Annotated in this window: 11 protein-coding genes; 6 read left to right on the forward strand and 5 right to left on the reverse strand. The window is 49.2% G+C overall.

Annotated features, from left to right (window positions below):
- The first annotated feature begins 14 nt into the window (after positions 1-14).
- Positions 15-1208 carry an amino acid aminotransferase gene (locus HMPREF2872_RS00185; RefSeq protein ID WP_070588069.1) on the forward strand — a complete coding sequence of 398 codons (1194 nt, stop codon included), beginning with the start codon at positions 15-17 and terminating at the stop codon, positions 1206-1208.
- A 65-nt stretch (positions 1209-1273) separates the two neighbouring features.
- On the opposite strand, the gene HMPREF2872_RS00190 is transcribed toward HMPREF2872_RS00185, so the two are convergent.
- Positions 1274-1687, reverse strand: coding sequence for a YqaA family protein (locus HMPREF2872_RS00190; protein WP_070630322.1), 414 nt, complete (start codon positions 1685-1687; stop codon positions 1274-1276).
- A gap of 271 nt (positions 1688-1958) precedes the next feature.
- On the opposite strand from HMPREF2872_RS00190, the gene HMPREF2872_RS00195 reads away from it, so the two are divergent.
- The 4 genes from HMPREF2872_RS00195 (at position 1959) to nth (ending at position 6225) form a co-directional block, all read left to right on the forward strand.
- Positions 1959-3182, forward strand: a complete 1224-nt coding sequence (locus tag HMPREF2872_RS00195; RefSeq protein WP_070630325.1) for a sugar MFS transporter — start codon at positions 1959-1961, stop codon at positions 3180-3182.
- Between the two features lie 92 nt (positions 3183-3274).
- Positions 3275-3898, forward strand: coding sequence for an alpha/beta fold hydrolase (locus HMPREF2872_RS00200; protein ID WP_070630327.1), 624 nt, complete (start codon positions 3275-3277; stop codon positions 3896-3898).
- Between the two features lie 180 nt (positions 3899-4078).
- Positions 4079-5458 (forward strand): Na+/H+ antiporter NhaC, encoded by a 1380-nt coding sequence (gene nhaC, locus HMPREF2872_RS00205; RefSeq protein WP_070630328.1) that lies wholly within the window; start codon positions 4079-4081, stop codon positions 5456-5458.
- Positions 5459-5595: 137 nt separating this feature from the next.
- Positions 5596-6225: an endonuclease III gene (gene nth / locus HMPREF2872_RS00210; protein ID WP_003685196.1), complete on the forward strand. Its 630-nt coding sequence runs from the start codon at positions 5596-5598 to the stop codon at positions 6223-6225.
- A 56-nt stretch (positions 6226-6281) separates the two neighbouring features.
- Here the strand turns inward: nth and putA are convergent, their stop codons facing one another.
- The 4 genes from putA to HMPREF2872_RS00230 form a co-directional block, all read right to left on the reverse strand.
- Positions 6282-9890 (reverse strand): bifunctional proline dehydrogenase/L-glutamate gamma-semialdehyde dehydrogenase PutA, encoded by a 3609-nt coding sequence (gene putA / locus HMPREF2872_RS00215; RefSeq protein WP_070630330.1) that lies wholly within the window; start codon positions 9888-9890, stop codon positions 6282-6284.
- Positions 9891-10115: 225 nt separating this feature from the next.
- Positions 10116-11642 (reverse strand): sodium/proline symporter PutP, encoded by a 1527-nt coding sequence (gene putP, locus HMPREF2872_RS00220; RefSeq protein WP_070630332.1) that lies wholly within the window; start codon positions 11640-11642, stop codon positions 10116-10118.
- A gap of 456 nt (positions 11643-12098) precedes the next feature.
- On the reverse strand, positions 12099-12893 hold the full coding sequence (locus HMPREF2872_RS00225) for a formate/nitrite transporter family protein (RefSeq protein ID WP_070630334.1): 795 nt from the start codon (positions 12891-12893) through the stop codon (positions 12099-12101).
- A 251-nt stretch (positions 12894-13144) separates the two neighbouring features.
- Positions 13145-15358: a RelA/SpoT family protein gene (locus HMPREF2872_RS00230; protein WP_070630336.1), complete on the reverse strand. Its 2214-nt coding sequence runs from the start codon at positions 15356-15358 to the stop codon at positions 13145-13147.
- A gap of 88 nt (positions 15359-15446) precedes the next feature.
- Here HMPREF2872_RS00230 and HMPREF2872_RS00235 point away from each other — a divergent pair, with 88 nt between their 5' ends.
- A complete protein-coding gene (locus tag HMPREF2872_RS00235; RefSeq protein ID WP_070630338.1) occupies positions 15447-16157 on the forward strand; it encodes a GrxB family glutaredoxin in 711 nt (236 codons plus the stop codon).
- Positions 16158-16221 lie beyond the last annotated feature (64 nt).

Genomic DNA, 16221 nt, shown 5'->3' on the forward strand with positions numbered 1-16221 from the left:
TAAAGAGAAAAATCATGTTTTTCAAGCATATCGAAGCTGCTCCTGCTGATCCGATTTTAGGTTTGGGCGAGGCGTTTAAAGCCGAAACCCGTCCGGAGAAAGTCAATCTCGGTATCGGCGTGTACAAAGATGCATCCGGCGCGACGCCTATTGTCAAAGCTGTCAAGGAGGCTGAAAAACGCCTGTTGGAAAGCGAAACAACCAAAAACTACCTGACCATCGACGGTGTTGCCGACTACAACGAGCAAACCCAAATTCTGCTGTTTGGCAAAGACCACGAAATCATCGCAAGCCGTCGCGCCAAAACAGCGCAAAGCCTTGGCGGTACAGGCGCATTGCGTATTGCCGCCGAGTTTGCCAAACGTCAGTTGAACGCGCAAACCATCTGGATTTCCAATCCGACTTGGCCAAACCACAACGCCATCGCCAAAGCGGTCGGCATCCAAGATAAACCTTATCGCTACTATGATGCCGCCAAACACGGTTTGGATTGGGACGGCATGATTGAAGACTTGAGCCAAGCGCAAAAAGGCGACATCGTCCTGCTGCACGGCTGCTGCCACAACCCTACCGGCATCGACCCTACGCCCGAACAATGGGAAACTTTAGCAAAACTTTCTGCCGAAAAAGGCTGGTTGCCATTGTTTGATTTTGCTTATCAAGGCTTTGGCAATGGTTTGGAAGAAGATGCCTACGGCTTGCGCGTGTTCTTGAAACACAATACAGAATTGCTGATTGCCAGCTCTTATTCCAAAAACTTCGGTATGTACAACGAGCGCGTCGGAGCGTTCACTTTGGTGGCTGAAGATGAAGAAACTGCAGCCCGCGCCCACAGCCAAGTCAAAACCATCATCCGTACCTTGTATTCCAACCCGGCTTCACATGGTGCGAACACCATTGCGCTGGTGTTGAAAAATGATGATTTGAAAGCACAATGGATTGCCGAACTCGATGAAATGCGCGGTCGCATCAAAGCTATGCGCCAAAAATTTGTCGAGTTGCTCAAAGCAAAAGGTGCAACCCAAGATTTTGATTTCATTATCGAACAAAACGGTATGTTCTCTTTCAGCGGTCTGACTCCCGAACAAGTCGACCGTTTGAAAAACGAGTTTGCCATTTATGCCGTCCGTTCCGGCCGTATTAATGTTGCAGGCATTACCGATGACAACATTGACTACCTGTGCGAAAGCATTGTGAAAGTTTTGTAATTGTCGAATTAAAGGCAAAGGCCGTCTGAATCATTCAGACGGCCTTTATTTTTGGCTGTCGAAGTTTATCTGGCAACTGCGCTCATTCCCCAATAAATCATGGCATAGCGCAGCAGTTTGCCTGCAATCAGAATGATGGCGCAATGCAAAGCATTGAGCCTGAGCCAGCCTGCAGCAATGGGGAGGGCATCGCCGATAATCGGCAGCCATGCAAATAATAGCGGCCAAATCCCCCATCGTTTTATACGCGCCAATACTTTTTCAGACGGCCTTTTCTTGGCCGGAAACATTCTGCCCATGTAATACGAAACCATACTGCCCAAGCCATTCGCCAAACCGGCACACAAACATCCGCCGAGGGCATGTTGCGGATATTGGTACACAAATGCGGCGTATGCTGCCTCGGATGTACCCGGAAGTAGTGTGGCCGAAGTGAAGGCAGAAGCAATCAGGGCAAGGTAAGCGTAAAGAAGGGGCATGTTTTGAGTTGCATCAAGTGATATTGTAAAAAAGAAATAATAGGTTCAATAAGAGGATTATGCCTTTATTTTCAATATATCAAAAGATAAATCCAATATTATTGAATTTTTTAAAATTAAACGTCTAAAGAGTAATGTAGTCGGCTGTTAGAAAATAGTTTTCAAAGTGACGGATTATCAGTATGATACGGACGGCTGTTAATGAGTGTTAAGTTTAATGAACTGCTTTCAGCTCATTTTTGGCGAGTCTTAACAAAACGAAAGGCAAATTATGTCTGCGCATTCACAACAAAATCATACTCCTGCGCTGGTCGTCTTGACCACACTCTTCTTCATGATGGGTTTCATCACCTGCATGAACGATATTTTGATTCCGCATCTGAAAGATATTTTCGAGCTGACTTATGTTCAGGCGATGCTAATTCAGTTCTGCTTCTTTACCGCTTACGCAATTATGTCGATTCCTATGGGTTATTTTGTCGGCAAAATCGGCTATAAAAACGGTGTAATTGGCGGTTTCGTATTGACTGCCATCGGCTGTCTGTTGTTCTATCCTGCCGCCGGCAGCCATTCTTATCCTACTTTCTTGGGTGCGCTGTTTATTTTGGCTTCAGGTGTAACGCTGTTGCAAGTGGCGGGTAACCCTTATGTGACTTTGCTGTCCAAACCAGGTAAAGAATCTGCAACACTGACTTTGGTTCAGGCATTCAACTCTTTGGGTACGACCATTGCTCCGCAAATTGGCGCCTTCCTGATTTTGGCTGATGCGACACAAACTGTCAGCAAAGCCGAGCAAATTTCTTCTGTTCAAATTCCATATTTAGGTTTGGCCGGTTTGCTGATTATTTTGGCTGTGTTCGTCAAAATGATTCGTCTGCCTGACGCAAACAAAATTGCTGAAGAAGAGAGCGAACACAACCATGATGGCAAACACAGCGTATGGCAATACCGTCATTTGGTTTTTGGTGTGGCCGGTATTTTCTGTTACGTTGGTGCAGAAGTATCTATCGGTTCTTTGTCGGTCAACGTGTTGGGTTACCTGAAAGGTATGGACCACTCGTCTGCCGCAAAATATCTGTCGTTCTACTGGGGCGGCGCGATGGTTGGCCGCTTCTTAGGCTCTGCCATCATGGCGAAAATTGCGCCTAACCGCTATTTGGCATTCAATGCTACCGCTGCTGTTGCCCTGTTGGGCGTTGCTATGTTGGCAGGTAAAGCCAGTGCTGATATTGCGATGTGGGCATTGTTGGCTATCGGCTTCTTCAATTCCATCATGTTCCCAACGATTTTCTCTTTGGCAACCAAAGGTCTGGGCCGATTTACCAGCAGCGCTTCCGGCGTATTGTGTACTGCGATTGTCGGCGGTGCGATTGTGCCTGTGGTACAAGGTTGGGTAGCGGATACTTACGGCCTGATGATTTCTTTCGTTGTATCAGCGATTTGTTACGTATACATTGTCTTCTTTGCTATAAAAGGCTACAAAGCTGACGAATAATTCATCATGATAAAAGGCCGTCTGAAATCCTATGGGATTTCAGACGGCCTTTTTACTTTGTGGCATAATGATTTAAATGACAGGAGGAAAAAGTGGCCAAAATCATTTTGTTGCATGGCTTGCACATGCATTCGTGGGTCATGAGACCGCTGGCGTATTTGCTAGAACAAGAAGGTTTTGAAGTTGCGTTGTTCGATTATTGCAGTGTGTTGTACTCGATGAATCGGCATGTTGAGGACTTAGCGCGATGGATTGATGAGAACCATGCTGATGAAAAGCTGCACTTTGTCGGCCATAGTTTGGGCGGGTTGGTCTTACGCAATTTTTCGGCGGCATATCCGGATAAAGTCAGCGGCCGTATCGTTACTATGGGTACGCCGCATCAAGGCAGCCGGGCTGCGCAACGTGTGCTCAATTTGGGTTTGCAAAAGCCGGTATTGGGCGGCTCGTATAAAGGTGCATTGGACGGCAGTATGCCTGAATTGCCCGAGGGTGTTGAGTTGGGCAGTATTGCCGGCAATAAACCGTATGGACTGGGCCGTGTTTTAGGTTTGCATGGTGAACATGATGGTACGGTTTTGGTCAGAGAAACGCATTGTCCAAATATGCGCGATCATGTTGTTTTGCCTGTCAGCCATAGCGGTATGCTGTTTAACCGTAAAACGGTCGGGCAAGTGGTGGCATTTTTGCATGACGGACGTTTTAAAAAGCAATAAAATTTCATTTATTTAAGTTTAACAGTATTAAATGTTAATAATTTAATATATTTTAAAGAAAGTGTCGCAGTTTTGCTGGGGCTGTTTTTATAAAATAACAGGCAGGCCGTCTGAAAATCGGGTTTCAGACGGCCTGTTATGCTAAAATCTGTTAAATACTTATTAGAAAGGCAAAGAACAATGTTTGCTTTCAAATCCTTACTTAATATGCCACGCTTTGAGGCTATCGCTGTGGCCTTGGCTTTGGTGGCGGCAATGGGTTATACGATTATTTCGCTTGAATGGCTGCCGCATATGTCGATTGTGACGGCGATTGTAGTCTTGCTGTTGTACGGTTTGATGCGCGGTTTGAAATATCAAGATATGCAAAACGGTATGATAGGCGCGGTCGGGCAGGGCATGGGCGCGATTTATCTGTTTTTCTTTATCGGCCTGATGGTCAGCGCGCTGATGATGAGCGGTGCAATTCCGACGTTGATGTATTACGGTTTCGGATTGATTTCGCCGACTTATTTTTATTTCTCGGCGTTTGCGCTCTGCTCGATCATCGGTATTTCCATCGGCAGCAGTTTGACGACTTGTGCGACTGTCGGCGTGGCATTTATAGGTATGGCGGCTGCGTTTCATGCCGATATGGCGATGACGGCAGGCGCGATTGTGTCGGGTGCGTTCTTTGGCGATAAAATGTCGCCGCTTTCCGATACGACCGGTATTTCCGCTTCGATTGTCGGCATTGATTTGTTCGAGCACATCAAAAACATGATGTACACCACTGTGCCTGCATGGTTGATTAGTGCGGCGTTGATGTTGTGGCTCTTGCCCAATGTTGCCGCGCATGACATGAACAGCGTCGAAGCTTTCCGCGCGCAATTGGAAGCAACCGGTTTGGTGCATGCCTATTCGCTGATTCCGTTTGCCTTGCTGGTTGTCCTTGCCCTGATGCGCGTAAATGCTATTGTGGCCATGTTGTTTACCGTTATAGTGGCGCTGATTGTGACTTACTTCCACAGTACGCCTGATTTGAAACAGCTGGGCGCGTGGTTTTACAGCGGATACAAACTCGAAGGCGAAGCATTTAAAGACATTGCCCGTTTGATTTCTCGCGGCGGCTTGGAAAGCATGTTCTTTACGCAAACCATCGTGATACTCGGCATGAGCTTGGGCGGCCTGTTGTTCAGCATTGGTGTGATTCCGTCTTTGCTGGAAGCCATTCGTGCGTTCCTGACCAATGCCGGACGCGCTACTTTCAGCGTGGCCATGACATCGGTCGGCGTCAACTTCCTGATTGGCGAGCAATATTTGAGTATCCTGCTTTCCGGCGAAACCTTTAAGCCGGTTTATGACAAGCTTGGTCTGCATTCGCGCAACCTTGCCCGTACGCTGGAAGATGCGGGTACGGTCATCAACCCATTGGTGCCTTGGAGCGTCTGCGGCGTATTTATCAGCCATGCCTTGGGCGTGCCTGTTTGGGAATACCTGCCTTATGCCTTCTTCTGCTACTTGAGCTTGGCTCTGACGCTGGTGTTCGGCTGGACAGGGCTGACTTTGAGTAAGAAGTAAACCGCATTTAAAATAGCAATGCTTTTATCAAACAAGGCCGTCTGAAAACAATTTCAGACGGCCTTGTTTTACTTAAAGTAGCCGTATCAGCATGATTTCACTATAATTGCTGCGCCAATAAAAAAATAATCCAAACAATGAACAAACAAATCCGCCAAGAAATTTTCGAGCGTTTCCGCGCTGCCAATCCTCATCCGACTACCGAGTTGAATTTCAGCTCGCCGTTTGAGTTGCTTATCGCCGTTTTATTGTCTGCACAAGCAACTGATGTCGGTGTGAACAAAGCGACTGCCAAACTCTTTCCCGTTGCCAATACGCCGCAAGCCATGTTGGATTTGGGGCTGGACGGCGTGATGGAATACACCAAAACCATAGGCCTCTACAAAACCAAATCCAAACACATCATGCAAACTTGCCGTATTTTGCTGGAGAAATACAACGGCGAAGTACCTGCCGACCGCGAGGCTTTGGAATCTTTGCCCGGCGTTGGCCGTAAAACGGCCAATGTGGTGTTGAATACTGCATTCGGGCAACCTGTTATGGCAGTCGATACCCATATTTTCCGTGTCTCCAACCGTACCAAAATCGCTCCGGGCAAGGATGTGCGCGAGGTTGAAGACAAGTTGATGCGCTTTATTCCCAAAGAATTTTTGATGGATGCCCATCACTGGTTGATTTTGCATGGCCGCTATACGTGCAAGGCTTTAAAACCGCAATGCAGCAAATGTCTGATTAACGATTTGTGCGAATATCCGGCAAAAATGTAAATAAAAACATAAAAAAAGGCCGTCTGAATTTCAGACGGCCTTTGATTTGGCTACGATTAGTCGGCAACTGCCATCAGGCTGGCATTACCACCGGCAGCGGTAGTATTGATACTGCAAGAGATTTCTTCAAATACTTGCAGGATGTCCAGACCTTGTTCGGAAGGCAGGATGCGGATGAGCGCACCGTCGTGGCCGGCCAACTCTTGTTTGCGCTCGCTGCTCAAAGGCTCGATGGTAGCAACATGGCTGATGCCTGCGTTTTCAGGTTTGCTGTTGACTTGCAACAAACCGTCCAAATCGGCAGAGTAGGCAACCAGTGGGCTGTTTGGCTCAACAACGGTTTGAATGCCTGCGGCAGCCAGCTCGGTCAGGGCAGAGAAGGCTTGCAACAGAGTACCGCCGTGTACCCAAACGTGTTTCGGAGAGCGCCAGCTCAATGAGTTGCGTTCGCCGGTCGGGCCGACCAATACGGTTTCGGCTTTGCGCAGCGTGCGAACTCGTGCGTGACCCAAAGCTGCGGCTGCAGTTTTCTTCTCTTCTGCATCAAACGGCAGTTTGTGAACCAGAGTTTCCAAACGTTTGAGCGCGTCTTCATCTGCTTGGCCGATACGGCTAAGGGTTGGTGCAACCCATTCAGGAGTACGAACCAAACGTTGCAGATAGAATGGACCGCCCGCTTTAGGACCGGTACCGGACAAGCCGTGACCGCCGAAAGGTTGTACGCCGACAACGGCACCGACGATGTTGCGGTTAACGTAGATGTTACCGGCTTCGATGCGGTCACGGACGTGTTCGACAGTACCTTCGATACGGCTGTGTACACCGCTGGTCAAAGCATAGCCTTTGGCGTTGATTTGGTCGATGAGTTGATCTAACTCGCTAGCGCGGTAGCGGACAACGTGCAATACAGGGCCGAACACTTCGCGTTGCAACTCGTTCAAGTTGTTCAATTCAAACAGGATTGGACGAACGAAAGTAGAGTTGTTGCTATCAACGTCGGCAGCAGTTTTGACTTCGTGGTAAGCCTTCGCTACGCCTTTCATTCGGTTGATGTGGGCCAACAGGTTTTGTTGGGCTTCAGCATCGATGACAGGGCCGATGTCTGTGGTCAGTTGGGTCGGTTTGCCGACAACCAATTCGTCCATTGCGCCTTTGATGATGTTGACCATTTTATCGGCAACATCTTCTTGAACGCACAAGATACGCAGAGCGGAACAACGTTGGCCTGCGCTGTCGAAGGCAGAGTTCAATACGTCGAGGCAGACTTGTTCCGGCAGGGCGGTAGAGTCCACAATCATCGCGTTTTGACCACCGGTCTCGGCAATCAGGACAGGGTTGTCGTCGCGTTTGGACAGTGCTTTGTTAATCAGGCGCGCTACTTCGGTAGAACCGGTGAAGATCACGCCACCGATGCGGGTATCGCCGGTCAGGGCGGAGCCGACATCGCCTGCACCGAGTACGAGTTGCAGCGCAGAAGTCGGAATACCGGCTTGATGCATCAGGGAAACTGCGTAAGTAGCAATCAGGCTGGTTTGTTCGGCAGGTTTGGCGATAACGGTGTTGCCGGCTGCCAATGCAGAAACCACTTCGCCGGTAAAGATGGCCAATGGGAAGTTCCATGGGCTGATGGCAACGATTGCGCCGACAGCTTTGGCATCTTTAGGCAGGGTGTTTTCAGCTTCGTTGGCATAGTAGCGGCAGAAGTCAACGGCTTCGCGTACTTCGGCAACAGCGTTGTTCAGGGTTTTACCGGCTTCGCGGACGGCCAGCATCATCAATGCAGGCGTGTGTTGTTCCAACAGGTCGGCAAAACGGCGCAGACAGTCGGCGCGTTCTGAAGCAGGTTTGGCGCTCCATTCAGGCAGGGCGGCAACGGCTGCACCAATCGCTTCTTGAGCCAAGGCTGCATCGGCAAAGCTGACAGTACCGACAACATCGTTGTGGTCTGCAGGGTTACGGACAGGTTGTGCTTCGCCTACGTTACGCGCTTCGCCATTGACGATGGAAGCAGCGTGGAAGTCTTCGGAAGAAGCTTGGTTGAGTTTTTCTTGCAGGTTTTGCAATACGGTTTCGTTGCTGAAATCCACGCCTTGGGAGTTCAGACGGTCTTTGCCATACAAATCGCGCGGCAGAGGCAATGCCGGATGCAGGTGGATGCCTTCTTCGGCGATGGTGTCGAACGGGCTCTTAATCAGGCGGTCGATGCTGATGTTTTCGTCAACGATTTGGTTCACGAAAGAAGAGTTCGCACCGTTTTCCAACAGGCGGCGTACCAAGTAGGCAAGCAGGGTTTCGTGTGTGCCGACCGGGGCATACACGCGTACGCGGCGGCCTAAGTTTTGCGGACCGACTACTTGGTCGTACAGGGTTTCGCCCATGCCGTGCAGACATTGGTGTTCGAAGTCTTTGCCTTTACCCATTTGGTAGATTGCGCCCAAAGTGTAGGCGTTGTGGGTGGCAAATTGTGGGAACACGGCATCTTGCGCATCCAAGAGTTTGCGTGCGCAGGCGAGATAGGAGATGTCGGTGTGGACTTTACGGGTGTAAGTCGGATAGCCTTCCATGCCGTCTACTTGGGCCCATTTTACTTCGCTGTCCCAGTATGCGCCTTTAACCAAACGGATCATCAGTTTTTGGTTGTTGCGGCGGGCCAGGTCGATCAGATAGTCGATAACGAACGGGCAACGTTTTTGGTAGGCCTGAACAACGAAACCGATACCTTTGTAGCCGGCCAAGTCAGGGTCGGAAACCAAAGCTTCCATCAAGTCCAAAGACAATTCGAGACGGTTGGCTTCTTCGGCGTCGATGTTGATACCGATATCGTATTTTTTACCCAAAAGGAACAATTCTTTCAGGCGTGGCAACAGTTCGCTCATAACGCGTTCGTGTTGGGCGCGTGAATAGCGTGGGTGGATGGCGGAAAGTTTAACGGAAATACCGTTGCCTTCGTAAACGCCTTGTCCTGCGGCATCTTTGCCGATGGCGTGAATGGCTTGAACGTAGTCGTTGTAGTAGCGGTTGGCATCTTCTTCTGTGTATGCGGCTTCACCCAACATATCGAAAGAGAAGCGGTAACCCATTTTCTCGCGCTCTTTACCGTTTTGCAGCGCTTCTTCAATGGTTTGGCCGGTTACGAACTGTTTGCCCAACAGGCGCATTGCGTAGTTCACACCTTGACGGATCAGAGGCGCGCCACCTTTGCTGATTATGCGGCTCAGTGCAGAGCCCATATTTTTTTCAGAAGTGTTGGTGGTCAGTTTGCCGGTAATCAACAGACCCCATGCAGCCGCGTTAACGAAGAGGGAAGGGCTGTTGTTCAAGTGGCTTTTCCAGTTGCCTTCGGAGATTTTGTCGGCAATCAGGCGGTCGCGGGTTGCATTGTCTGGAATACGCAGCAGGGCTTCGGCCAGGCACATCAGTGCAACACCTTCTTCACTGGAGAGAGAGAACTCGTGCATCAAGGCATCTACGCCGCTTGCTTTGGTGCGGCTGGAGCGGACTTGAGTAACCAAACGGCGGGCAAGCTCGGAGGCGGCATTGCGCTCTTCGTCGGTCATCTGTGCACGTTGCAACATATCCTGAACGGCCTCGATTTCATCGCGGCGGTAGGCATCAGTTACAGCTTGACGCAGAGGAGTTTGTGTTGGAAAAGCGAAGTTAAACATTATTTATGTTCTCCAAAGGTTTTTTTTCATGGTTTCAGACGGCCTGAATTAAGACTGCTAAAACAGGCATTCTGAAGGATAGTAATATCGTAATAAAATTATGATGCGGATACAAGATGCATCCGCATAAATTGCTGTTTTTTCTGATAAGGCTCAGATTATTTTGAAACAGTTTATTTCGTAAAGACGGCCTGCACCGAATCATGCAGGCCGTCTGAAAACGTTTTATTTAGAGGCGCGGTATTCTGCGTCTGCTTTTTCGAAACGTTCTTGCAATTCGCGTGAAGGTTTTTTGTCGATCAGGGAGACCAAAACAATCACGAGAGTACAAATGATGAAGCCGGGAACGATTTCATAAACGGTAGAGAAGCCTGTTTCTTGTGCGGCCAAAGCAGGTTTTTTAATCCACTCAGCCCAAACAACCACAGTCAGCGCGCCAGCAATCATGCCGGAGAGTGCGCCGTAGGCAGTAATGCGTTTCCACAAAACAGACAGGATAACGACCGGACCGAATGCGGCGCCAAAGCCAGCCCATGCATAAGCTACCAAGCCCAATACTTTGCTTTCAGGATCAGAAGCAATCAGGATGGAAATCACGGCGATTGCCAATACCATTACGCGGCCAATCCATACCAATTCAGCTTGTTGGGCATTTTTACGCAGGAAGCCTTTGTAGAAGTCTTCGGTAATCGCGCTGGAGCAAACCAACAATTGGCAAGACAGGGTAGACATTACGGCGGCGAGAATCGCGCTCAAGATGATACCTGCAATCCAAGGGTTGAAAAGCAGGGTAGCCAAAGCGATGAAGATACGTTCGTGGTTGCCGTTCATTTCTTCAACGTGGGCAGGGTTGGCACCGAAGTAAGCGATACCGAAGTAGCCGACAGCCACGGCACCGGCCATACACAGAATCATCCAAGTCATACCGATACGGCGTGCAGAAACCAGAGATTTAGCGCTTTCGGCAGCCATGAAACGGGCCAAAATGTGTGGTTGACCGAAATAGCCCAAGCCCCAAGCGGCGGTAGAGATAATGCCGATGAAAGTAGTACCGGCAAACAGGCTGCCGTATTCTTTACCGGTAGAGGCGGCAACTTGTTGGATGGCAGCATTCATTTGATCTGCACCGCCCAAACCCAAGTACACCATGATAGGAGTCAGTACCAATGCAAAAATCATCAAAGAAGCTTGCAGGGTATCGGTCCAGCTTACGGCCAAGAAACCGCCCAAGAAAGTGTAGGCGATGGTAGCGCCGGCACCCAGCCACATGGCTTGAGTGTAAGACAGATCGTGGAACAGGCTTTGGAACAGGGTGGCACCGGCTACGATGCCTGAAGCACAGTAAATAGTGAAGAAGAACAAGATAATCAGTGCAGAAACCACTTTCATCAAGTGACCGCCGGCACCGAAGCGGTGGAAGAAGTAATCAGGAAGCGTCAGCGCGTTGTTGGCGTATTCGGTATGTACGCGCAGACGGCCTGCGACCAAAAGCCAGTTGAGGTATGCACCCACAATCAGACCAATGGCAATCCAAGCTTCATTCAAACCGCTCAGGTAAATGGCACCCGGCAAGCCCATCAAAAGCCAACCTGACATATCGGAAGCACCGGCAGACATCGCGGTCACGAACGGACCCAAGCTGCGGCCGCCGAGGATGTAGTCGTCGAAATTGCGTGTTGAAAAATAGGCGGCGAGGCCAATCAGTAATACGGCGACCAAATAGATCGCGAAAGTGATATACATGGGATTCATGTACTTATTCCTCATCTAACTTATAAATACGGGTTTTGAAATTGCAAACAATTCGTACCCAAACTTTTTTCTAATAAAAATACAGCTTAAAAATCCTGTTTTTCACGAGAGAGTCAGGATAAATTATTTTCAAATACAATAGGATATGTAACCAATCCACATTAAATTGTAAATAATTAAATTCAGAATACAGTAAATTTTTTGTTTTGCAAAGCACGGAACACGGGCTTTATGAAAAATCGTAGTGCTTTTGAGGGGAAGTCATTTGAAAACAAAAGATTGCAAAAATTATCTTAAATTGGAGAAAAGGAAAGGCAATGAAACTATCTTTCCTATAAATGAAACGTTACGCAGAGAAAAAGCGTAATTATGCGACACGAAAGGGGCTGTTCAGACGGCCTGATAACGGCACTACCCCGTATTTCTGATGAATACGGGGTAGTGCGTCAGTTTGAACTAAATAGAAAAATCATCTTTTAACAAATGTTTATAAGCGAAGAGATAGAAAGCAGCAACAAAAGACGATCCGCCGAGGACGTTGCCTAAGAAGACGGGAATCATATTGTAGAAAAATTGACCCCAGCTGACATTTGCACCCGCCCAAATACCGGCCGGAATGATGAACATATTGGCAACAAAGTGTTGGAAGCCGATTAACACGAAGATCATGACCGGAAACCAAGTTGCCAAAATGCGGCCTGAAGTATGGCGTGAGCCGAAATAGAACCATATACCCATGCACACCATCCAGTTACATGCGATAGCGGAGACGAATGCACGGCCAAAGTCCATATTAACTTTGGCTTCGGCGATGGCAATGGTTTTAGCCGTAGCCGCTCCCTCTGCCAGGCCGACGTAGTGGCCGAGGAAATAGGCCATGGCAACGGCGCCTGCCAGATTGCCCAAGCTGACGATGAGCCAGTTGCGTACCAGTTTGTAGGTGCTGACGCGGCCGGTCAATCTGCCCAAAGCCATAATCATCATATTGCCTGTTGCCAGCTCGCCGCCGCCGATTAAGATACAAATCAGCGCAATCGGGAATACGGATGCGCCCAAAAGGGCGGCCAGGCCGTTCCATTCGGCAGGAATGCCGCTGATGACGCGCAGGCAGGCAAGATAGCCGAAGCCGACATAGCCGCCACCTAAAAAACTCAAAATCACCAACATTTTGATGCTGAACTCGGACTTGGCGCAGCTCTTGCCGATGGCTTCCTGCAAAATCTCGTGAGGGTACAAATCTCGTGTATCCATGAGGCTCCCTTAAATTGGAAATATCTTGTTTATCATGAGAATAATAAGTTTGCCTGAGAATGATGCCGGTAGGAAATAACGACTGGTTGTAAGAATAGAAGAGGGGGTTATATATTGAAGCGGTTAAGGCTGCGGCTGACTTTTTAAGAAAGATAAGTTGAGGTGTTGAGATATTGGTGTGTTAAAAACTTAAAAGGCCGTCTGAAAAAGTTGCTTTCAGACGGCCTTTAGATTTGCTTGGTGAGTTAGAACTACAAGCGCGTTACGCTTAAAACGCCTTTAATGTCACCCAAGCTGGCTAATACGCGCGGCAGGTCGTTGACTTGGCGGACTTCAAGGGTAAAGCGCATACTGGCTTCCAAATCGCGCGATTGGGTTTGCACCGCGGTAACGTTGAGTTTATGACGCGCCAGCGCATCCGAAACATCGCGCAGCAAACCGGATCGGTCTTGGGCGCGGATTTCAACATCGACGGCAAAGACTTGTCCTTCTTGCAAGGCTGCCCAGCTGGCATTCAATACTTTTTCAGGAGACTGTTCGGCAAGGTGGCGGAAAGAAGGGCAGGTGTTGCGGTGGACGGAAATACCGCGGTCGCGCGTAACGAAACCGATGATGTCGTCCGGAGGTGCCGGTTTACAGCATTTGGCAAGCGTGGTCATCAGGCCGTCTTCGCCGTCAATCAAAATGCCGTTTTTGCCACCTTTTTTGATTTTGGACTGTTTGACGATATTGGTTTCATCAATCGGCACAGGAGGCGGTTCATTCAGTGCGCCGCAGGCTTTGTGTATGGCGCGGTTGGAAACTTCACCCTGACCGATGGCCGTATAGAGTTCGTCGATTTTTTTGAAACCGAGTTTTTCTGCCAATGCTTGCAGATTGGGTTTAGGGAAGATTTTCGACAACTGCTTGTCCAACTGGGCGCGGCCTTCTTCGCGCACGGTATCCGCATTTTGCTGGCGGATGTAGGCACGGATTTTGCTGATGGCGCGGTTGGATTTGACCCAGCCTTCGTAGAGCCAGTTGACGGAAGGATTTCCCTCTTTGGCGGTAATGATTTCAACGCGTTGACCGTTTTCCAACGGCGTGGACAGCGGCACGATTTGTCCTTCGACTTTTGCGCCGCGGCAACGGTCGCCCACGCTGCTGTGCAAGGCATAGGCAAAGTCGATGGGGGTAGCGCCCGTAGGCAGGGAGAGGACTTTGCCGTGCGGAGTCAAAACGTAAATCGTATCGTTGAACAGTTCAGTTTTAAAGGCGGCGGCGAGGTCTTCTTTGCCGCTTTCGGCCATGTTTTCACGCCAGTCTAAGAGTTGGCGTAACCAAGCGATTTTCTGTTCATAGGCGGAATCACCCTTGCCACCTTCTTTATAACGCCAGTGGGCGGCAACACCGAATTCGTTGAATTGGTGCATGTCGAAGGTGCGGATTTGGACTTCCACGCCTTTGTCTTCCGGGCCGACGATAACAGTGTGCAAACTTTTATAACCGTTGCCTTTCGGGTTGGCAATATAGTCGTCGAATTCGCCCGGAATCGGCTGCCAGAGGCTGTGGACAATGCCCAACGTGGTGTAACACTCGGGAATGGTGTCCACCAAAATCCGTACGGCGCGGATGTCGAACAAGCCGTCGAAAGTGAGCTTTTTCTTCACCATTTTTTTGTAAATGGAGTAGATGTGCTTCGGTCTTCCGGCAACTTCAAAATGAATATTGTATTTTTTCAGTTCCGTACGCAGGATATTGAGGAAGTTTTCGATGTATTCGAGGCGCTCGGTGCGTTTTTCGTCCAAAAGCAGGGCGATTTCGCGGTATTTTTCCGGCTCTTGATGACGGAAGCCCAGATCTTCGAGCTGCCATTTGAGTTGCCACACGCCCAAGCGGTTGGCGAGCGGGGCAAAAATGTCGAGGGTTTCTTTGGCAACGGCGCGCTTTTCAGGATTGTCGGGAACGTTGCTTAAGAATTGGAGGGTGCGCGTGCGCATCGCCAGTTTGATCAGGACGACGCGGATGTCGGTGACCATCGCCAACAGCATTTTGCGCATGGTTTCGGCCTGTTGGCCGCGTTCTTCCGGCGTGGCAAGGCTGTCCACGCGTGCGAATTGGGTCAGTTTCTGTACTTCGTCCACGCCTTTGACCAGCTCGCAAACGGTGCTGTTGCAGCGTTCGGTAACCAATTCGTGCCAAGTGGGAACGTATTTGCCGATGTCGGACAAAATCGTAGCGGCCACGGCATCGGGCAAAAGGTCGAGTTCGCTGACGATTTGCATCGAACCGAGGAAATGTTCCAGTAATGGCTCGCCATAAGTTGTTAGGGCATCGGCGGGGTAATGTTCTTTAGCTAAGTCAAAGGCCGTCTGAATCAGGTTTTTATCGGAATCGGGCAGCGCGGCAACATAGCCGTCGAACCAAGCGAGTAAGCCTTCCAGCGTTGCACTCGATGTTTGGGGCGTTTGGCGAATAGTGGTCATGGCGTGCGTTTTTTTCTTTTTGATAAAAACGTTGCTATTGTAACAGTTTATTGCCGACAGCCCTAGATTTGTATGCGAATGTGGCACTATGTTTCAGGAAGCCTTGTTTCAGACGGCCTTGGGTGTTATGGTTAACCGTTTTGAAATTTTAAGGAGCATTTCGATGAAACTGTATATTTACGACCATTGCCCGTTTTGCGTCCGTGCGCGGATGATTTTTGGCTTGCGCGATGTGGCGGTGGAAGAGGTCGTTTTAGCAAACGATGACGAAGCTACGCCGATTGGCATGATTGGCTCAAAACAAGTACCGATTTTGCAAAAAGAAGACGGTTCGTTTATGGGCGAGAGTTTGGATATTGTCCGTTACATCGATCAAGGCCGTCTGAAAGAAGAAGTTCGTCCAGAAGTGCAGGCTTGGTTGGATAAAGTGGGTGAATACAATAACAAACTGGTACAGCCGCGCATGGTCAAAATCGGCCTGCCTGAATTTGAGACCGATGAAGCGAAAAAATATTTTATCGACAAAAAAGAGAAAAGTATCGGCAATTTCGAGACTAATCTGAACAAAACGACGCAATATCTGGAGCGTCTGCATCAAGATTTGGCAGAGCTGGAAGCGCTGGTGTGCGAAGGCAAGGGCTTGGGCGGTGAAATCAGTTTGGAAGATATCCTGACGTTCCCTATTTTGCGCAACCTGACTGTTGTGCGCGGTATTCAATGGCCGCAAAAATTGATGGATTATTTGTTGGCGATGAGTGAGCGTTCCGGCGTGGCTTTGTATTTTGACCGCGCGTTGTAATGAATGTTTGAAACATAAAAAAAGGCCGTCTGAATTTTGAACTGCACCCCAAAAGTTGGACATC

Source organism: Neisseria sp. HMSC069H12 (assembly GCF_001812735.1).
Lineage (GTDB): Bacteria > Pseudomonadota > Gammaproteobacteria > Burkholderiales > Neisseriaceae > Neisseria > Neisseria subflava.